The organism is Streptococcus sp. Z556, assembly GCF_053010225.1.
Genome location: NZ_JBRKNU010000004.1, coordinates 88,061 through 109,775, shown reverse-complemented (window position 1 = coordinate 109,775; position 21,715 = coordinate 88,061). Strand labels below are relative to the sequence as shown.

Genomic DNA, 21,715 nt, shown 5'->3' with positions numbered 1-21,715 from the left:
TCAATGAATTTGAAAAAAAATACTGAATTAGTATTTCAGCAGATTGCTGATGCTAGTCTAGAAGCAAACCGTGCTTTAGATGATGTTTCAGTTATTGCAGTGACAAAATATGTAGACATACAAACAGCGGAAGCCTTGCTTCCGCTTGGTGTCCGTCATATAGGTGAAAATCGAGTTGATAAATTCTTAGAAAAATATCAGGCCTTGAAAGATTATCCAGTCACTTGGCATTTAATAGGAACACTACAAAGACGGAAAGTAAAAGAAGTAATCCCATATGTGGATTACTTTCATGCTTTAGACTCCCTAAAATTGGCTCAGGAAATTCAAAAGAGAAGAGACCAGGTTATCAAGTGTTTCTTGCAGGTCAATATTTCTGGGGAAGAAAGCAAGCATGGGTTTTCAAAAGAAGAATTGCTAGAACTTTTGCCAGAATTGGCTAAGTTAGATCAGATTGAGTATGTTGGTTTAATGACCATGGCTCCTTTTGAGGCAGATAGTGAGAAATTGAAAGAAATTTTCAAAGAAACACAAGCTCTGCAGGCAGAAATTAGAGAAAAACAAATCCCTAATATGCCGATGACAGAACTCAGCATGGGAATGAGTCGTGATTTCAAAGAAGCCATTCAGTTCGGCTCAACCTTTGTTCGAATCGGTACAGCATTTTTTAAATAGGAGAGAGCTATGTCTTTAAAAGATAAATTCGATAAATTTATAGATTATTTCACAGAAGATGGAGAGGAAACAACTAACTACCAGCCTCAACAAGAAGAAACAGTTCGTCCGGCCGTCTCAACTTCTAAGGAATTACCAGCACCTGCTCAGTCAGGACCAGCAAAAGATGCAAACATTACTCGCTTACATGCTCGTCAACAAGAATTGGCAATGCAAAGCCATCGTTCTGATGAGAAAGTGACAATCGACGTTCGCTATCCAAGAAAATATGAAGATGCAACTGAAATTGTAGATTTGTTGGCTGGAAATGAAAGTATCTTGATCGATTTCCAATATATGACAGAAGTACAAGCCCGTCGTTGCCTTGATTACTTGGATGGAGCTCGTCATGTCTTGGCTGGAAATATGAAAAAAGTTGCGAGCACAATGTATCTATTGACTCCTGTTAATGTCATTGTGAATATTGAAGATATCAAACTTCCAGATGAATCACAAAGCGCTGAGTTTGGTTTTGATATTAAACGAAATAGAGCAAAATAATGATTTTTTTAATCCGTTTAATCCAAAATGCGGTTAGCATTTACTCCATCATTCTCGTTGCATTTGCTCTTCTTTCATGGTTTCCAAATGCTTATGAAAGTCAACTAGGTCGCTTAGTTATCAGACTTGCTCGTCCAGTTATCGAGCCTCTTCGTAAGCTCAATTTGCAATTTGCGGGGCTTGATTTTACTGTTTGGGCTGCGCTTATTCTAATCCAGTTTGTTGGAAATCTCTTAACACGACTAGTCCTATTACTATGATAGCAAATAGAGCCATTTATCAGCACTTTTCCCATGAAGATATTCCCTTTATTGATAAAGGATTGGAGTGGATCAAGCGGGTGGAAGATACCCATGCACCGGTGCTTAGCCCTTTTATCAATCCTCATCAGGAACAGATTTTGAGGGTGCTAGCTGAGACATATGGACTGGGTTGTCAAAGTAGCGGTGATTTTTTTCCGACTGAGTCGGTTCGTGTTCTTCTTTATCCAGATTACTTTGAACCGGAGATATCAGATTTTGAAATGACCCTGTTAGAAATTTGCTATCCGAGTAAGTTTGAACAACTGAGTCATGGAAAAATATTGGGAACAATCATCAATCAGCTAGGAATTGACCGTAAATTATTTGGTGATATCTTGGTAGATGAAAAGAGAGCACAGATTTTTGTCAATCGTGATTTTATTCCTCTTTTTCAAGATGGAATAAGAAAAATTGGCAGACTTCCTGTATCGCTGGAGGAACGTCCTTTTACCGATAGGATTATATCTAAAATTGACTATAGAGAACGAGAAATTTTAGTTTCGAGTTTTCGATTGGATGCCCTCTTATCAAGTGCCTTGAAATTATCTAGAAATCAAACTAGTCAACTGATTGAGAAAAAATCTGTCCAGGTAAATTATCATGTGGTTGAAAAAACTGATTACCAGGTCGCAGTTGGAGATTTGATCAGTGTGAGAAAGTTTGGTCGTTTGAAAGTTGTCAAAGACAATGGTCAGACCAAAAAGGATAAGAAAAAACTAACAGTCCGGCTACTTTTAAGCAAGTGAGAAAAAATATGTCGATTACACCACAAGAAATAAGTAATAAAGCTTTCTCAAGAACATTCAGAGGCTACAATCAGGAAGAAGTTGACCTCTTTCTAGATAAGATTTACTTTGAATTAGAGGAGATGATTCGATACAAAGATGAAACTGAACTCTATATCAAAAAACTAGAAGAGCATCTTTCCTATTATACGAATGATATTCCTAAGAGAACAGTAACAAGCGAGCAAGAACCAGAAGCAATTAATGATTCTATTTTTTATTAAGTAAGTGAGGAAAAGTATGCCAATTACATCGTTAGAAATTAAAGATAAAACCTTTGGTACAAGATTTAGAGGTTTTGACCCAGAAGAAGTAGACGAGTTTCTTGATATCGTTGTTCGTGATTATGAAGACTTGGTTCGTAGCAATCACGAAAAAGAAACACGCATCAAGAATTTGGAAGAACGTTTGTCTTACTTTGATGAAATGAAGGATTCCTTGAGCCAATCAGTTTTGATTGCCCAGGATACTGCTGAGCGTGTCAAACAAGCTGCTCAAGAACGTTCAAACAATATTATTCAACAAGCTGAACAAGACGCTCAGCGTTTGCTCGAAGAAGCGAAATACAAGGCAAACGAAATTCTTCGTCAGGCAACAGATAATGCTAAGAAAGTTGCTGTTGAAACTGAAGAATTGAAGAACAAGAGCCGTGTATTCCATCAGCGTCTTAAATCAACGATTGAAAGTCAGTTAGCTATTGTTGAATCATCTGATTGGGAAGATATTCTTCGTCCAACAGCTACTTACCTTCAAACAAGTGATGAAGCCTTTAAAGAGGTGGTTGGTGAAGTTCTTGGTGAATCCGTATCTTTACAACCAGAGGAAGAACCAATTGATATGACTCGTCAATTCACTCCAGAAGAGGTAGCAGAGTTGCAAGCTCGTATCGAGGCTGGCAATAAAGAATTGGCTGAATTCGAAGCCCAACAAAATCAACATACAGAAGAACTTGTCCAGCATGAAGAGTCAGTTGAAGTAGAAGCTACTGCAGCAACTGAGGAAGATGCAAACAAAGAATCTGTTCTTATCCTATAAGAAAATGTGAGAACAAGATCGAACCAACTATATTTTCAGCGAGCGGGAGATGGTGAGAGTCCTGCAATCTCTAGTGGTTAGATTATCCTCTCAAGCAATCCAGTCTGAAAGCAGTAAGACTGGACGTTCCCCACGTTACGGGAAAAGAGGAAAAGAGACACAGTCTTTTTTCGAACAAAGGTGGTACCACGATTTTCGTCCTTTTTGCGAGTCGTGGTTTTTAATTTGTCTATATAATAAAGGAGATATAATGAAACTCAAAGATACCCTTAATCTTGGAAAAACAGACTTTCCAATGCGTGCTGGTCTTCCAACCAAAGAGCCAGTTTGGCAAAAAGAATGGGAAGAAGCAAAACTTTACCAACGTCGTCAAGAATTGAACCAAGGAAAACCGCATTTCACCTTACATGATGGTCCTCCGTATGCAAACGGAAATATCCACGTAGGACACGCTATGAACAAGATTTCCAAAGATATCATTGTTCGTTCTAAGTCTATGTCAGGTTTTTATGCACCTTATATCCCAGGTTGGGACACTCATGGTTTGCCAATCGAGCAAGTTTTGGCGAAACAAGGTGTCAAACGCAAAGAAATGGACTTGGTTGAGTACTTGAAACTTTGCCGTGACTACGCTCTTTCCCAAGTAGATAAACAACGGGAAGACTTTAAACGTTTGGGTGTTTCTGGTGACTGGGAAAATCCTTATGTAACCTTGACTCCTGACTATGAAGCAGCTCAAATCCGTGTCTTTGGTGAAATGGCCAAGAAAGGCTATATCTACCGTGGTGCCAAGCCAGTTTATTGGTCATGGTCATCTGAGTCAGCCCTTGCAGAAGCGGAAATTGAATACCATGACTTAGTTTCAACTTCTCTTTACTATGCCAACCGTGTCAAAGACGGAAAAGGTGTCCTAGATACTGATACTTACATCGTTGTTTGGACAACAACTCCATTTACCATCACTGCTTCTCGTGGGTTGACTGTTGGTGCAGATATTGATTACGTAGTCGTACAACCTGCTGGTGAATCTCGTAAGTTTGTGGTTGCTTCAGAATTGTTGAACAGTTTGTCTGAGAAATTTGGGTGGGCTGATGTTCAAGTTTTGGCGACTTACCGTGGGCAAGAATTGAATCACATTGTGACAGTCCACCCATGGGATACAGCAGTAGATGAACTGGTAATCCTTGGTGACCACGTTACGACTGACTCTGGTACAGGTATCGTCCACACAGCTCCAGGTTTTGGTGAGGATGACTACAATGTCGGTGTTGCCAACGGTCTTGAAGTTGCTGTAACAGTTAACGAACGCGGTATTATGATGGCAAATGCTGGTCCTGAGTTCGAAGGTCAATTCTACGACAAGGTGGTACCAACGGTTATCGAGAAACTTGGTAATCTTCTTCTTGCCCAAGAAGAAATCTCTCACTCATACCCATTTGACTGGCGTACCAAGAAACCAATCATCTGGCGTGCAGTGCCACAATGGTTTGCCTCAGTTTCAAAATTCCGCCAAGAAATCTTGGACGAAATTGAAAAAGTCAAGTTCCACTCAGAATGGGGTAAAGTCCGTCTTTACAACATGATTCGTGACCGTGGTGACTGGGTCATCTCTCGTCAACGTGCTTGGGGAGTTCCTCTTCCAATCTTCTACGCAGAAGATGGCACACCAATCATGACAGCTGAAACGATTGAACACGTGGCTCAACTCTTTGAGGAACATGGTTCTATCATCTGGTGGGAACGAGATGCCAAAGATCTCTTGCCAGAAGGATTTACGCATCCAGGTTCACCAAATGGCGAGTTCAAGAAAGAAACAGACATCATGGATGTATGGTTTGACTCAGGTTCATCATGGAATGGAGTAGTGGTCAACCGTCCAGAACTCAAATATCCAGCAGACCTCTACCTAGAAGGCTCTGACCAATACCGTGGTTGGTTTAACTCATCACTTATCACATCTGTTGCCAACCATGGCGTAGCGCCATACAAACAAATCTTGTCACAAGGTTTTGCCCTTGATGGTAAAGGTGAGAAGATGTCTAAATCCCTTGGGAATACCATTGCTCCAAGCGATGTTGAAAAACAATTTGGTGCGGAAATCTTGCGTCTCTGGGTAACAAGTGTGGACTCAAGCAACGACGTACGTATCTCTATGGATATCTTGAGCCAAGTATCTGAAACTTACCGTAAGATTCGTAACACCCTTCGCTTCTTGATTGCCAATACATCTGACTTTAACCCAGCTCAAGACGCAGTGGCTTACGATGAGCTTCGTTCGGTTGATAAGTACATGACCATCCGCTTTAACCAGCTTGTCAAGACCATTCGTGATGCTTATGCTAACTTTGAATTCTTAACCATCTACAAGGCCTTGGTGAACTTTATCAACGTTGACTTGTCGGCCTTCTACCTTGATTTTGCCAAAGATGTTGTCTACATCGAAGGTGCCAAATCACTCGAACGCCGTCAAATGCAGACTGTCTTCTATGACATTCTTGTTAAAATCACCAAACTCTTGACACCAATCCTTCCTCACACAGCAGAGGAAATCTGGTCCTATCTTGAGTTTGAAGCTGAAGACTTCGTTCAATTGTCAGAATTACCAGAAGCTCAAACCTTTGCTAACCAAGAAGAAATCTTGGATACCTGGGCAGCTTTCATGGACTTCCGTGGACAAGCCCAAAAAGCCTTGGAAGAAGCACGTAATGCCAAAGTAATCGGTAAATCACTCGAAGCCCACTTGACAGTTTATCCAAATGAAGTGGTGAAAACTCTTCTAGGAGCAGTAAACAGCAATGTAGCTCAACTTCTAATCGTGTCTGAATTGACCATCGCAGAAGGTGTAGCTCCAGAGAGTGCAGTTAGCTTTGAGGATGTAGCTTTCACAGTTGAACGCGCTACAGGTGAAGTATGTGACCGCTGCCGTCGTATCGATCCAACTACTGCAGATCGTAGCTACCATGCAGTCATCTGTGACCACTGTGCAAGCATCGTAGAAGAAAACTTTGCAGACGCTGCCGCAGAAGGATTTGAAGCCAAATAATCAGATTAGAAATATGTCTTCTCATAGTTTAAGATGAGATGAAAAGGAAAAAGAGAGGAAGTCATTTCTCTCTTTTTTGCTGGAAAAAGTTTAGGACAAAGGAGGGAAAACTAACATTTTTAGGAAGAGTTTTAAGTTGATTTTTTGAGATGTTTTTAAAAAGAGAGGTCGTATTTTGGTACTTTTCAAAAGCATGTGTTGCTTCTAAAAATCGCGACAAATAATTTGAATAATCAAGTGAAATTAGGTAGAATAGAAAGGATTGAATAATATATTGAAGAGGAAATTTTGAGAATGAAACATCAGTTTTATGGAGAAAAACGACAGCGCTTTTCTTTCCGGAAGTTGTCCGTTGGGCTCGTTTCGGCTACTATTGGAAGCTTCTTTTTGAATGGGCAAATAGCTGGGGGTTTGACTTCTGTGAAGGCGGCAGAAATTCAAAGTCAGCAGTCTGCTCAGGTCAAATACCACTACGTAGTGGAGTCTGAATTGACGGAGGCAGAGAAGAGTGCCTTGATCAGGGAGATTCCAAAGCATGTTGAGGATGCTTCAGAGACTTATTACTTAGTTTATCGTCCGACTACTCAAGGGGATTCATCTGGAGTATTGCCTAAGACAAGTCACTCCGGCCTTTGGGAATCAACTTTTACAGCGATGGGTCTTGCATTACTAGTGCTTGTAGTAGTTAGAGGCAGGAAGGGGAAGAGGTATTTATCTTCGATCTTGTTGGTAACTGGAATGGGATCTATACTGCTATCTCCAACAGTCTTAGCAGTGACGAATATCGAACTTGCGGCATATAATCAAAGTCTTAACTTGGGTCTTGGAGATGCACTTCCAGCGCCATTGAAAATTGATGGTTACGACTATATCGGTTACTTAAAGAATGAAGAACAAAATGATAGTCATTTAGCTCATTCTGCTCTGAAGGAAAATCCGACACTTGATTTGGAGAAAGAGAAGGGAAGTGAACTTAAACCGAGTGAAACAAATTCGAATACAAAAGAGATTGTTTCGGATAAGGAAGACGGTCTGACAGAGCAAGATAGAGAAGCTATCGCTACTAAGGAGAGAGAACTCGCTCGCCTTGGAGCAGTTCATGAATTGCCAGAATTAAAAATTAGTGAACAAAAGTCGGTTCAAGATCTCCCTTATCAGACCCAATACCAGTATTCCGATGAATTGGCTCAAGGTCAATCAAAAGTCATACAATCAGGTGTTCGAGGCCAAAGAACAGTTGTAATTCGTCATTATCGTGAGAATCAAGAAATCGTAAAAAGCGAAATGATTTCTGATCAAGTGACGCTTGAACCTGTTTCTGAAATTATTTTAGTTGGAACAGCTCCAACTAACTTGATACCAAAAGAAACTCCAGTTCACGAAGTTCCGAAATTGTCAGAATATGGCACAACTCCAGAAACAGCGCCAGTTCATGAAGTTCCAGAATTGGCAGAATATGGTACAAATCCTGAGACATCCCCAGTTCACGAAGCTCCAGAATTGGCAGAATATGGAACTAGTCCTGAAACTGCTCCAGTTCATGAGGTTCCAGAATTGGTAGAGTATGGCACCAGTTCTGAAACAGCGCCAGTTCATGAAATTTCAGAATTGACGGAATATGGCACAACTCCAGAAACAGCGCCTGTTCATGAAGTTCCGGAATTGGCAGAGTATGGCACCAGTCCCGAGACAACTCCAGTTCAAGAGATTCCAGAATTGACGGAATATGGTACAACTCCTGATACAGCTCCTATTCATGAGACTTCTGAGTTGGAATTGACTACAAATGATGAGGTTAGAATAGAAAAGATTGATTTTTCTATTGACGAGCAATATACAGATGAGATTCCAGAAGGAAGTCGTCAAATCGCCACTCCGGGTGTTCAAGGTGAGCGGACCATCAAGACTCGTGTCTACAGTTCCAATGGTCAAGAGGTTGACCGTCAAGAGTTGTCTAACGAGGAAACTCTAGCTCCAGTAACGCAAATTGTCAAAGTCGGAACAGCTAAACCAAGCATGGTACCAAACGATGCGCCGAAAGCAGACGTTCTGCCAGAATATCCGCTAACTTACACTGACGAACTTCGCGTTGAGAAGATTAACTTCACAATTCGTGAAGAAGAAACGGATGAATTGGTTCGTAATGCTCGTCAAATCACAACTCCAGGAGTCCTAGGTGAACGAACTATCAAGACTCGTGTCTACAGTTCTAATGGCCAGGAAATTGACCGTCAAGAACTTTCGAATGAAGAAACCTTGGCTCCTGTCACACAAATCGTCAAGGTCGGCACGTCTAAACCAACTATGGTACCGAACGATCCACCGAAAGCAGAGGCTCTGCCAGAGTATCCGTTGACTTACAGCGACGAAACTCGTGTAGAGAAAATAGCCTTCGACATTGAAGAACAAACTACGGATGAATTGGTCCAAGATGCTCGTCAAATCACAACACCAGGTATTGAGGGAGAGCGCACGATTAAGACTCGCGTCTACAGTTCTAACGGTCAAGAGGTTGACCGCCAAGAGTTGTCTAACGAGGAAACTCTGGCTCCTGTCACACAAATCGTCAAGGTCGGCACAGCTAAACCAAATATGGTACCAAGTGATGCACCGAAAGCAGAGGCTCTGCCAGAGTATCCGTTGACTTATAGCGACGAAACTCGTGTAGAGAAAATAGCCTTCAACATTGAAGAACAAACTACGGATGAATTGGTCCAAGATGCTCGTCAAATCACAACACCAGGTGTTGAGGGAGAGCGCACGATCAAGACTCGCGTCTACAGTTCTAATGGCCAGGAAATTGACCGCCAAGAGCTTTCGAATGAAGAAACCTTGGCTCCTGTCACACAAATCGTCAAGGTCGGCACGTCTAAACCGACTATGGTACCGAACGATCCACCGAAAGCAGAGGCTCTGCCAGAGTATCCGTTGACTTATACCGACGAAATTCGTGTAGAGAAAATAGCCTTCAACATTGAAGAGCAAACTACGGATGAATTGGTCCAAGATGCCCGCCAGATTGCAACTCCGGGAGTTCAAGGTGAGCGCACGATTAAGACTCGCATTTACAGTTCTAACGGTCAAGAGGTTGACCGCCAAGAATTATCCAATGAGGAAACTCTAGCTCCCGTAACGCAAATTGTCAAAGTCGGAACAGCTAAGCCAAACATGGTACCGAACGATCCACCGAAAGTAGACGCACTGCCAGAGTATCCGTTGACTTACATCGACGAAATTCGTGTAGAGAAAATAGCCTTCAACATTGAAGAGCAAACTACGGATGAATTGGTTCAAGATGCCCGCCAGATCGCAACACCAGGTGTTGAGGGAGAGCGCACGATTAAGACTCGCGTCTACAGTTCTAATGGCCAGGAAATTGACCGTCAAGAACTTTCGAATGAAGAAACCTTGGCTCCAGTAACACAAATCGTCAAAGTCGGCACGGCTAAACCAAGCATGGTGCCAAATGAAGCACCGAAAGCCGATGCTCTGCCAGAATATCCGTTGACGTATACTGACGAAACGCGCGTTGAGAAAATTAACTTCACCACCCGTGAGGAAGAAACCGATGATCTTGTTCGAGATGCTCGTCAAATCACAACACCAGGTGTTGAGGGAGAGCGCACGATCAAGACTCGTGTTTACAGTTCCAATGGTCAAGTTGTTGACCGTCAAGAACTTTCGAATGAAGAAACCTTGGCTCCTGTAACACAAATCGTCAAAGTCGGCACGGCTAAACCAACTATGGTACCAAATGATGCACCAAAAGCAGACGCACTGCCAGAGTATCCGTTGACTTATACCGATGAAACACGCGTTGAAAAAATTAACTTTAACATTCGTGAAGAAGAAACGGATGAATTAGTCCAAGATGCGCGCCAGATCGCAACACCAGGTGTTGAGGGAGAGCGCACGATCAAGACTCGCGTCTACAGTTCTAACGGTCAAGAGGTTGATCGCCAAGAGTTGTCCAACGAGGAAACTCTAGCTCCCGTAACGCAAGTGGTCAAAGTTGGAACGGCTAAGCCAACCATGGTACCGAACGATCCACCGAAAGCAGACGCTTTAGAAGAGTTCGACTTAATTTCACTGCATAATCTCTTAGCAGAAGCGGATCAGATTAAAGCTCAGGCCCGTTATTTCAACGATAGTCAGAGTCATCAAGCTAACTATGATGCTGCTTTGACGGCAGGTCAAGCGATTCTGAGTCAATCCCAAGCCAGCCAAGCAGAAGTCAACCAATTGGTGGAACAAATCAATCAAGCCAAGGCTCAATTAAGTGGTCTTGAGGTTGTCAAAACTGCTCTTCAGACTGAGTACGATTTAAATCCAAGAGTTAAAACTTCGGTTAAATATAAGAATGCGGATTCAGAAAAGCAGACAGCTTATACTGACGAATTGACCAAGGCAGAGGGAGTTTTGAACAATCAGACTGCTACACAAGTGCAAGTCAATCAAGTTCTTGCTAGCCTGACAGCAACCAAAGAAGCGCTGAATGGAATACCTAAAGTCAAGCCGACAGTTTCGATTCTAAGTCTGACTGAGAATGCCGATGATAAGTCGGTTACGGTCCAATATAGATTGGAAGACCAGACCAAATCCTTCCGTTCAGCGACTGCAGAATTGTACCAGGGAGATCAGCTGGTTCGCACTCTTCCGATTACTAACTTTGCTGGTAGCTTGAAAATTGGCGACCTAGACTACTATACAGGTTATACTTTGAAAACTAAGTTGACTTATGAACTGGATAATGGCAGCTTTACTGAGTTTGAAACAGACAGTCGTAACTTTGAGTTAGAATACAAGAAGATTGCCTTCCGTGATATTGATTCTGTTGAGTTTTATCATAAAGAAAACGACCAATATAAGCGCTTTGTATCGATGAGTTCTATGCCTACGGATCTGTCTACCTACTTCGTCAAGATCAAATCAAGCGAATCCAAGGAAATTCTCCTACCAGTTCACAGCATTTCTGAAGCAGAGAAAGATGGCAAGGCAGTCTATAAGGTTAATGTAACGCTTCCTGAACTCGTCCAAGAAAGTGAGACGGGTTACAAGTCTGGGCACGACTTCTACATCAGTAAGGCAGTCCCAAGTCAGCAAAATGTCTACACCAGCTTTGCTGGATTGGTAGACGCTATGAAGCGAAATATGGCAGGAAATTATGTTCTGGGAGCTGATTTGGATGCGAGCGAGGTCAACCTAGCTCCTGCGGATTATGTCTACCTCAAAGGGAACTTCACAGGTAGTCTGACAGGTAGTCATAATGGTAAGCAATATGCCATTTACAATCTAGTCAAGCCTTTATTTGAAAACCTCAAGAGTGGGTCTACCATTTCAAATATTGACTTTAAAGATGTGAATATCGTGGGGACCTATGACTCAGCTGCGCTGGCACGCAATGCGGAAAATGCGCAAATTACAGATGTTTCTGTTCAGGGGAGAGTATCGGTAGTAGGCAACGCTTCTAACGTAGCGGGTCTTGTAGTTAATGGAACCAATACGAAGATTACCAATAGTTCCTTTACGGGTACCATCCTATCTAACAATCAACACATCAAAGCTTATAACGTAGGTGGTTTGGTTGCGAGCCTTAAAGGAGGAGAATCTCTTCTTAGCCAAAGTAAAGCAGATGTAACGATTATTAGCGGTGCGCGATCAAATGAACAACGTATTGGTGGTTTGGTTGGACGTCTAGAAAACAATGCTCGAATCACCAAATCTTATGTGACAGGAAAATTATATAATTCAACCACTAACGGTCAAATCGGTGGAGTGATCGGCTCGAACTACTTTAATGGTTTAGTTGATAATGTTATCAGTAATGTTAGCGGTACAAATGTTTACAGTATTTCTGGGGATCAGGGATACAAGAACGACCGCATTACACAAGCATATAAAGTTGCCAAAAGTGAAACCTTGAAAAACGATCAGTTTGTTACTTCTACCATTACTCAAGAAGAAATGGAAGAAAAACTGACTGCTATGGACATCACAACTAGCCTAGATGACACGAATCTAAATATGCGTTTTGTCGACTATGGTCAAGTAAACAATGCTCAATTTGACCGCGGATATTCTTATGCAAATATGGAGAAACTGCTTCCTTTCTACAATAAAGAAACCATTGTTTCGTTTGCTAACAAGATTCCGAAAGAGCATAAGTTGAACAAGGAGTACCTACTGGATGTTGTTCCAATGAGGGGTGACCAGGTTATCACTGATATCCATGGCAATAAAACAGCAATCAATCGTTTGATGCTGCACTACATGGACAATACCATTGACTACCTAGAAATATCTTATCAGGGAGATTTCGTAAATCGAGGCATTGCTGAGTATAGTATCAAGGGGTTAGACCTTCTTTATACTCCAGAAGCCTTTGTATCAGATTATACTAGTATTCTAAATCAAGTCTTGCCAGAGCTAAACAAAGTCGTTCTTGATTCGCCAGCTATGCGAACAGCTCTTGGAGTAGCAGCAGATACTTCTTTGGATGAATTATACTTAGACACTGCATTTACGCAAGTGAAAAGCAAGCTATCAGGTGAGCTTCGCAAAGTGCTGGCTATGGATAAGGCTATCAATACTGAAGGTGAAGTAGTTAAGGACTATCTTGTTAAGAAGATTCTTGCTGATAAAGAAGCTTTCCTATTGGGGCTGACTTACCTTAACCGTTGGTACAATATCAACTATGACAACTTTAATGTCAAAGACCTGTCGGCTTACAAGATGGATTTCTATGGTAAGAATGACGTTTCGGTTCTTGATACAATCATTGCTTTAGGGAAATCAGGACTTGAGAACCTCAAGGCTAAGAACAACTATACAGCGTATGATAATTCGCTCTCTGAAGCAACTGGCAAGCGAGGACTCTTCAATTACCTTGAAGGCTACCGTCAGCTCTTCCTACCATACAAGACCAATAATGAATGGCTCAAAACCAATACAAAAGCCTACATCGTTGAGGCTAAGTCCGATGTAGCAGAAGCGAGACAGCTTCAGGACGCAGCCGAGGGCAAGAGCAAGTACTCTGTCGGTGTTTATGACAAGATTACTGCAGATAATTGGGAACACAAGGGCATGCTCCTACCACTCTTGACCATGACGGAGAAAGGTGTCTATGCTATCTCTAATCTGTCTACCCTCTCTATGGGAGCTTATGATCGTTACCGCCTGGATGCCAATAACAGAGTGCGAACAGACGCAGAACTAATTGAATATGTTGAAGACAGAGTGAGAAAAACAGCTGAATACCAGCGCGACCACTATGATTTCTGGTATAAGATTCTCAGTCCAGAAAGCAAGGACAAGCTCTTCCGTTCGGTTCTGGTTTATGATGGATTCTCATTGGTTGACAAGAATGGTCAAAGATATTGGGCTCCAGCTAATGACAAAAAATCACAGGCTATGCAGGAATTCTTTGGACCAGCTGGCAAGTGGTATCCAAGCAAGGGCTATAATGCCTATGCTACGGGTAGTGTAACTCACTTTGATGCTGCTAAATTGTTGGAAGACTATGGAAACTCTGTCTACACCCATGAAATGACCCATAACTCTGACGGTGCTATTTACTTTGAAGGTTATGGTCGTCGTGAGGGCTTGGGTGCGGAACTCTATGCTCGCGGACTCTTGCAGTCTTCACCGAGCGCAGATGAACCAACCATTACGCTCAATACTCTCTTCAAGGTGGATAAGGATTCTAAGACACGTATGCATACCTATAATTTCAAGGAACGTGTTCAAAATGAAGCAGACCTGCAACACTATGTTCATGGTATGTTTGACATGATCTACACCCTAGATTACCTAGAAGGTACCTCTATGCTGAAGCAGAGCGATGCTGCCAAGTTACAGTGGTTCAGGAAGATGGAGAATTACTATATTACAGATAAGTATGGTAAGGAGACCCACGCAGGTAACCAGACGCGAAGCTTTACAGCTGAGGAAATCAAGCAGCTGAAGACCTTTGATTCCCTGATTGAAAATGATGTAATCACTCGTCGGGAGAATAAGGAAAGTGGGAAATATGGTCGAAATGGCTACCTCAGTCTCAGCCTCTTCTCACCAATTTACTCAGCCTTGAGCAATCCAAATGGAGCACCTGGTGACGTTATGTTCCGTCGCACAGCCTATGAATTACTGGCAGCCAAGGGCTATCATGACGGATTTGTCCCTTATGTTTCTGGTCAGTACTCTCAGGAAGCCTTCGATGAAGGGAAGAAAACGTGGGACGGATGGTCTGGAAGAGATGTCGGTCTCGTGACCGACCAGAAAGTCTTGGAAAATGTATTTAAAGGTGAATACACCTCTTGGGCAGCCTTCAAGAAGGCCATGTACAAGGAGCGAATTGATCAGCTAACCAAGCTGAAGCCAATTACCATTGAGTACGAGCTTAAAAATCCAAACAGTACCAAGAAAGTAACCATTCGTTCTTATGCAGAGATGCAGCAGTTGATGGACGCAGCCGTGGCAGAGGATGTACGCAACATTACCAATGCTACTAGCCGTGTCGAAGCTAGCTGGGTTAACTTGCTCAAGAAGAAGATTTACAACGCTTATCTTCGTGAGACAGACGATTTCAGACAGTCCATTTTCAAGAAATAAGGAAAATAATTCTGTTCAATCAAAATTTGAAAAATTCCTAGGTTTAAGGCTACCTAGGAATTTTTTCTGTGATTCTCCATGATATTATTTGCGAATTCAAGACCTGGTAAGATAAGGATTTTTAAAGCGCAAATGCGCTAAAAGGATTAGTATTGTTTTGCTACAATTATTTATAGCAAATAAATTGAATAATCTAGTAAATTTCGGTAGAATAGAGGGGATTGAAATCATGATGAAGGAAAGATTAGGAATGAAAAGAAGTTATTTAGGAGAAAAGCACCAACGTTTTTCATTGAGAAAAGTTTCGGTTGGTTTAGTTTCTGCTTTGGTAGGGGTTTTCTACCTTTTTAGTGGAGGAGGTTCTCTTGCAAATGTAGCAGCTAGTGAACAGACGCCATCCGTCACAAAACAGATTCACTATAAGTACGTGACAGAGAGTGAACTCACGGACCAAGAGAAGCAGTTGGTAGTCAAAGAATTGCCACAGTTTGCTGAGGAAACAGATGATACATACTATTTGATTTATCGTCCGACGAGACAGTTGCCTGCAACTGGTCATAGTCAACTCATTAGCTCAATTGCAGCAGGGGCAGGCATAGTGCTACTGGTCGTAGCAATTAAACTGGGCAGAGATGATCGCAAGAAACTCGCTTCATTTATGCTCTTAACTAGTCTAGGAAGTCAGCTAATCGCGCCAACGTCTTTGGCTTTGACAAATCAAATGCTCGCTGACTACAATCAGGAATTGACTGTACAGGTCGGGGAAACATTGCAATCCCCACTTACGATTGAAGGCTACCAATATGTAGGCTATTTGAAATCTCAAAAAGCAGTAAAATCTCCAGTTGATGGCAAGAAAGAGTTGAATCATTCGGCTCCTATTGATACTCCAGTTCAAACTTCAAACGGAAGTCAAGCGCAGGAAGAGTATCGTGCTCAGAAACCAAGTGATGCTCCTGTATTTGAACAACCAGAGTTAAAGGTTGAGAGTAAAGAAACGAGTCGCACCGATAGCATTCCTTTCCAAGTGGAGGAAGTCGAGGCAGCTGATTTGCCACAAGGTCAAACTGAGGTGATTCAGGCAGGGAAAAATGGTAGTCGTACCATTGTGATCCGCAGCTACATTTTAAATGGTCAGGTGATCCATACAGAGGAGGTTTCCAATCAGGTAACGACTGAGCCTACTTCTGAGATTAGAAAAGTCGGAAGCAAGGTCCTTTCTCCTACAAAACCAAACACAGGGGAGTCCGTTAGTGAAAAACCAACAAACGCTCCAATAAATGAAGTTCCAAGCTTAAACGTTGAAGAAAAAGATGTTACCACAACGATAGCAGAACCCTACACTCGGGAACGGGTTGAGAGTGATAGTTTGCCAGTTGGCCAGACCAAGGTAACCCAAGCTGGTCAAGATGGTGTGCGTACGATTGTCACCCGTCAGTACATGGTAGATGGCAAAGTAGAGAGAAGTCAGGAAATCTCTAACGAAGTGACAACTCCAGCAGTATCAGAGATCGTAACAGTTGGAACAGGTCCTGTTAGCGAGAAACCAACAGACGCTCCTGTAAATGAAGTTCCAAGCTTAAACGTTGAAGAAAAGGACGTTACCACAACAGTGGCCGAACCCTACACTCGGGAACGGGTTGAGAGTGATAGTTTGCCAGTTGGCCAGACAAAGGTAACCCAAGCTGGTCAAGATGGAGTGCGTACGATCGTCACCCGTCAGTACAGTGTAGATGGCAAAGTAGAGAGAAGTCAGGAAATCTCTAACGAAGTGACAACTCCAGCAGTTTCGGAAATCGTAACAGTCGGAACAGGCCTAGTTAGTGATAAACCAACAGACGCTCCAGTACACGAAGTTCCAAGCCTAGAGGTCGAAGAAAAGGATGTTACCACAACGTTGGCAGAACCCTATCCAACCAAGGAAGTGGAAAGTGCAGACTTGCCTTTGGGGCAAAGGGAAGTTAGCCAAGCTGGTCAAGACGGTGTGCGAACAATCGTCACCCGTCAGTATTTGGTAGATGGAAAAGTTGAAAATACGGAGGAAATTTCTAATACTGTCACAAAAGAAGCAGTTCCTCAGATCATCAAAGTTGGTACAAAACCAATCTCTACAAATGCGGATCATGCTCCTGTAGAGCCAGAAAAAGGAACACTCGACCTCGAACCCTTACACCAATTAGTGGAAGAGGCCGACAGCATCCAGAAAACGCATCAGTATTTCAATGATACCGCTGCAGATCAAGAGTCTTATAAACAGGCAGTTGCAAATGCCCAAGCTATCTTTGAGACATCTCACGCTAGTCAAGAACAGGTTGATTCCTTGAAAAAGGCCCTTGAAACTGCTAAGAATAATCTAGACGGCCAACCTGTTGATAAGAAAACTCTCGGAGTTGAATTTGAGATGAAGGATGTGACTCAGTCTACAGTTGCTTACCAGTATGCTGATGAACAAGTCAAACTCCGTTATCGTCGTGCTCTAGATCAGGCCAAGCTCGTTTTGGACAATCCTTTCGCCAATCAAGCCTTGGTTGATCAAGTTCGGACAGATCTCGCGGCGGCTCGTCAAGCTCTGGATGGAGTCAAGAGAAAACCAACCCTCTCTCTAGTCCGTGTCGAGAAGGAAGAAGATAAACGCCAAGTTTCTCTTAGCTATCACTTGACGGATGCTACAGCTAGCTATCAATCAGCCAAAGTGCAGCTTTACAAGGGCGAAACGTTGATCAAGGAAGTTGACCTTGTGGATCTCGCTCAAAAATTGACACTTGATGACTTGGATTACTATACTCCTTATACCCTCAAAACCGTCATGAAATATGACCTAGGTCAAGGGGAACAAACTAGTATAGAGGATCAACGTCCAGTTCAGCTAGATTATAAGAAGGTTGAAATCAAAGACATCGACCGCATCGAACTGTACGGTAAAGATGGCAGTCACTACCGACGTTACCTATCCTTGTCAGAAGTGCCGTCTGATTTGAACAATTACTATGTCCGAATTCAGTCAGACAAGTTCAAGGATATGCTCATGCCCGTTTCTAAGATTACAGATAAGGGCAATGCCTACTCCGTAACAGTATCAGCTAATCAGCTTGTTGAGGGAGAAGGGGATCATTATCGTTCAGATTACTCCTTTGATCTTCCGAAAACCCCTCTTAGTCAAGAAGGAGTCTATACGTCCTTCAAAACGCTCATAGAGGCCATGAAGTCAAACCCGACTGGAAACTTCACATTAGGAGCGGATGTTTCAGCAGATGAGATTGAGTTGGAACAGTCTACGACAAGCTATGTTCCAGAAGAATTTTCAGGTAGCTTAACGAGTCGAGTAGATGGCAAAGATTATGCTATCTACAATTTAGCAAAACCACTCTTTGCAACCTTGAAAAATGCCACTATCCAGCAACTGACCTTGAAATCGGCTGCAGTTTCAGGTAAGGACTCTATAGGGGCCTTGGCTAGCAACGCTCAGAACGCAACGATTACGGATGTTTCTGTAAGTGGTAGTCTATCTGGTAACAAGCATATCGGTGGACTAGTAGGAGTTGCCCAAAATACAAAACTAACCAATGTTGCCTTTAAAGGGGCTATCACCAGCACCCAAGATGGAGGGCAGGAGTACAATATTGGTGGCCTAGTCGGTAATTTCCACGGCAACCAATCACTGGCGCAGAAGAGTCAAGCAGATGTATCTATCCAAGTAACGGGTCGAAATGGAGACCAGCGTGTTGGTGGCTTGATTGGTCGCTTGCAGAATGGAGCTAGATTAGAAACTTCTTATGTGTCTGGTTCTATCCAAAATGGAGGTCATTCTGGCCAAGTCGGTGGAGCAATCGGGTCTACTTGGAACAATGGACAGGTCCGAAATGTCTTGACCAGTGTCAAGGTTCAAAATGGTCATGCCATGACAGGAGATCCCTATCCTGAGGCTTCTGTTTGGGACTCTTATGTTCTTGAAGGGACTACAGCAAATCGAAAAGATGAGCGTTTTGTCCGTACTATTTCAGAGGTAGATGGACAAGCCAAACGTCAGTCCTTTGGAATCACTTCAAACTTGACGGACCAAGAGCCATTGCAGCTAGCTTACCAGCATCAGACAGACTATAGTCGAGTGAGGGGAGCCCAAGAGTCCAGAAAGCTAGCCTACGAAAATGTAGAAAAACTATTACCATTCTACAACAAAGACTTCATCGTTCATACAGCCAACCAATTAGCTGAAGACGATAAACTCAACAAAGTAGCCTTGTTAGATGTGGTTCCGATGAAAGATGGGACACTGATAACGGATGTCAATAGCCATAAGGGTGAAATCAATAGACTGATGCTGCATTATGCAGATAAGACCATTGCTTATCTTGATTTGACCTACAAGGGAGATTTTGCCAATGGTCAGATTGCTGAATATAGCATCGCTGATAAGAATTTGCTCTATACACCAGAGGCCTTCCTATCGGACTACCAGTCCATTAAAGCGAGTGTCTTGGAAGAACTCAAAGCTGTGACCTATGACTCAACTGCAGTTCGAAAGGTCCTTGGAATTGGTGAAACAGCTTCCTTAGATGATCTTTATCTAGAAAAAGCCTTTGAACAAACCAAGGCTGAACTAGGTCAGGAGCTCCTCAAGGTACTTTCAGTTGACAAGTCGATTAACACTCTAGGTCCTGCGGTAGCGGATATGATTAGCCAAAAGATTCTGCAGAACAAAGAGGCCTTCATGCTTGGTCTGACCTATCTCAATCGTTGGTACAATGTCAACTATGGAACTTTCAATACCAAGGACCTTAATGCCTATAAGTTTGATTTCTTCGGCAATCAAGCAGCTTCGACACTCGATACCATCATTGCTCTCGGTAACTCTGGCATGGGCAATCTTCGAGCACAAAACAACTTCAATGCCTACCGACAATCTCTAGCCAAGGAAAAAGGCAAAGGAGACCTCTTTACATACTTAGAAAGTCTGCGTGAACTCTTCTTGCCACACAAAACCAATAGTGAGTGGTTTAAGGAAAATACCAAGGCTTATATCGTAGAAGCTCGTTCAAGTCTGCCAGAAATTCAGGCTAAGCAGGACAATGCGGATCGTAAGAGTAAGTATACAATCAAGGTCTACGACAGACTGACTCAGGGAGATTGGGGCTTCAAGCAAATGGTCCTCCAACTTCTGACCTTACCTGAAAGAGATGTCTATATCATCAGCAATATGTCGACCATTGCCTTTGGTAGCTTTGGAAGCTACAGGAAAGAAGGTGGCAGAGTTCTCTCAGGCGAGGAACTTCATCGACACGTTGAAAAACTTGTGGATCAATCAGCTGAATGGCAACGAAACCACTATGACATGTGGTACAACATTCTAAGTCCAAACAGGAAAGACACTCTATTCAGACGGGTGATCGTTACAGACGGTTTCTTGCGTTATAATGATAAAGGCCAGCAATATTGGGCTCCGCGTAATGATAAGACCTCTGTTGCTATGTACAATTTCTTTGGCCCTGCTGGGAAGTATCACGGAGACAATGGACTAGGGGCCTTTGCCAATGGTTATGAAGTCTTCTACGTCTATGACCAGATGCTGGGAGCTTCTGGAACCATGGTCTATACCCATGAAATGACCCACAACTCGGATGGTTCTATCTATTTTGAAGGACATGGTCGTCGTGAGGGTGAAGGACCTGAGAGTTTTGCTACAGGGATGTTAGAGTCTGTAACCAATGTTAGCGAAAAAGGTCTCGTACTTAATAGCTTCTATCAAGGAGATAAAGATTCGACCACACGTTATCATACCTATGATCCTGTTGCCCGATTCTCCTCAGCAGATGCTCTTCGCGACTACATGCATGGAGTTTTTGACGTACTGAACCTTCTGGATTATGTAGAAGGGGATATTGTTACTGGTGTCCTAACTGATCAGCAGAAAATGAAATGGTACCGTAAGGCTGAAAATTATAAATTTGAGAATACGTCTTATGGTAAGAAAGCACATGCTGATGATCGCATTGTACCAATAACAGCCGAAGAAGCAGCTAAACTAAAATCCGTTGAAGACCTTGTTGATCATAATATCATTGGTCGTCGCGATGGTTGGGATACAGCTAGCTTTGGACGAAATGGCTACTATGTCATCAATATGTTTGCTTCCTTCTATGCAGCTCTGGACAATCCAACTGGTGCACCTGGGGGACTTATGTTCCGCCGTAGAGCCTATGAATTGCTCGGAGACAAGGGTTACCAGCAAGGATTTGTCCCATATGTATCTGGCCAATACGCTGGCCAAGCGCTTAAAGAAGGTAATAAGACCTACTCAATCTGGAACAGAGGAGATGTCGGTGTAGTTGGAGATGATCTGGTTTTCAAAAATCTCTATGGTAGCCAGTATGAATCATGGAAGGATTTGAAGAAAGCTATGTTGAATGAGCGATACAACAAGGCTCAAAACTTCCTTCGCCCTATCACCATTGAGTTTGAAGCAGGAAAACTAGATAGCAAACGACAAATTACGATTTCTTCTTATGAGGAATTACAAGATTATATGTACTTAGCAGTACTAGCGGATGCTTCAGCTAAGAACATCGATCGGGCCTTATCAGACAGCTCTAAGAGCAGTGTCGCCCAACTCAAGTATCGTATTTTTAATGCTTATCTACGTGCCACAGATGACTTCAGACAGTCAATCTTTGAAAAATAAGCTTCTTACAAAGATAGATACGAAAAAAGAAGATCCAAGTGATCTTCTTTTT

9 protein-coding genes are annotated in these 21,715 nt (G+C 42.6%); all 9 read left to right on the top strand.

What is annotated here, in order from left to right; all coding sequences use genetic code 11:
- Positions 1-3: 3 nt before the first annotated feature.
- Complete coding sequence (locus tag ACVC7S_RS05990) at positions 4-675, top strand: YggS family pyridoxal phosphate-dependent enzyme (RefSeq protein ID WP_447266529.1); 672 nt, start codon at positions 4-6, stop codon at positions 673-675.
- A 9-nt stretch (positions 676-684) separates the two neighbouring features.
- Entirely contained in the window at positions 685-1,215 is a 531-nt protein-coding gene (locus ACVC7S_RS05985) for a cell division protein SepF (RefSeq protein ID WP_000053351.1), read from the top strand.
- The gene (locus ACVC7S_RS05980; RefSeq protein WP_000576501.1) at positions 1,215-1,475 is read left to right on the top strand and encodes a YggT family protein; all 261 of its coding nucleotides are present in this window, start codon (positions 1,215-1,217) and stop codon (positions 1,473-1,475) included. Before ACVC7S_RS05985 ends, ACVC7S_RS05980 begins: the two co-directional genes overlap by 1 nt.
- Positions 1,472-2,263, top strand: a complete 792-nt coding sequence (locus tag ACVC7S_RS05975; protein WP_447266528.1) for a YlmH family RNA-binding protein — start codon at positions 1,472-1,474, stop codon at positions 2,261-2,263. Before ACVC7S_RS05980 ends, ACVC7S_RS05975 begins: the two co-directional genes overlap by 4 nt.
- A gap of 8 nt (positions 2,264-2,271) precedes the next feature.
- Positions 2,272-2,526 carry a DivIVA domain-containing protein gene (locus ACVC7S_RS05970; RefSeq protein WP_447266527.1) on the top strand — a complete coding sequence of 85 codons (255 nt, stop codon included), beginning with the start codon at positions 2,272-2,274 and terminating at the stop codon, positions 2,524-2,526.
- Between the two features lie 16 nt (positions 2,527-2,542).
- Entirely contained in the window at positions 2,543-3,337 is a 795-nt protein-coding gene (locus tag ACVC7S_RS05965; RefSeq protein ID WP_096406333.1) for a DivIVA domain-containing protein, read from the top strand.
- Positions 3,338-3,587: 250 nt separating this feature from the next.
- The gene (ileS, locus tag ACVC7S_RS05960) at positions 3,588-6,380 is read left to right on the top strand and encodes an isoleucine--tRNA ligase (RefSeq protein ID WP_447266526.1); all 2,793 of its coding nucleotides are present in this window, start codon (positions 3,588-3,590) and stop codon (positions 6,378-6,380) included.
- A gap of 294 nt (positions 6,381-6,674) precedes the next feature.
- On the top strand, positions 6,675-14,987 hold the full coding sequence (locus ACVC7S_RS05955) for a ZmpA/ZmpB/ZmpC family metallo-endopeptidase (RefSeq protein WP_447266525.1): 8,313 nt from the start codon (positions 6,675-6,677) through the stop codon (positions 14,985-14,987).
- Between the two features lie 229 nt (positions 14,988-15,216).
- Positions 15,217-21,663, top strand: coding sequence for a ZmpA/ZmpB/ZmpC family metallo-endopeptidase (locus ACVC7S_RS05950; protein WP_447266524.1), 6,447 nt, complete (start codon positions 15,217-15,219; stop codon positions 21,661-21,663).
- Positions 21,664-21,715 lie beyond the last annotated feature (52 nt).

Coding starts and splice junctions, on each gene's coding strand:
- ACVC7S_RS05990 (WP_447266529.1), top strand. CDS start 4: ATGAATTTGAAAAAAAATACTGAATTAGTATTTCAGCAGATTGCTGAT.
- ACVC7S_RS05985 (WP_000053351.1), top strand. CDS start 685: ATGTCTTTAAAAGATAAATTCGATAAATTTATAGATTATTTCACAGAA.
- ACVC7S_RS05980 (WP_000576501.1), top strand. CDS start 1,215: ATGATTTTTTTAATCCGTTTAATCCAAAATGCGGTTAGCATTTACTCC.
- ACVC7S_RS05975 (WP_447266528.1), top strand. CDS start 1,472: ATGATAGCAAATAGAGCCATTTATCAGCACTTTTCCCATGAAGATATT.
- ACVC7S_RS05970 (WP_447266527.1), top strand. CDS start 2,272: ATGTCGATTACACCACAAGAAATAAGTAATAAAGCTTTCTCAAGAACA.
- ACVC7S_RS05965 (WP_096406333.1), top strand. CDS start 2,543: ATGCCAATTACATCGTTAGAAATTAAAGATAAAACCTTTGGTACAAGA.
- ileS (WP_447266526.1), top strand. CDS start 3,588: ATGAAACTCAAAGATACCCTTAATCTTGGAAAAACAGACTTTCCAATG.
- ACVC7S_RS05955 (WP_447266525.1), top strand. CDS start 6,675: ATGAAACATCAGTTTTATGGAGAAAAACGACAGCGCTTTTCTTTCCGG.
- ACVC7S_RS05950 (WP_447266524.1), top strand. CDS start 15,217: ATGATGAAGGAAAGATTAGGAATGAAAAGAAGTTATTTAGGAGAAAAG.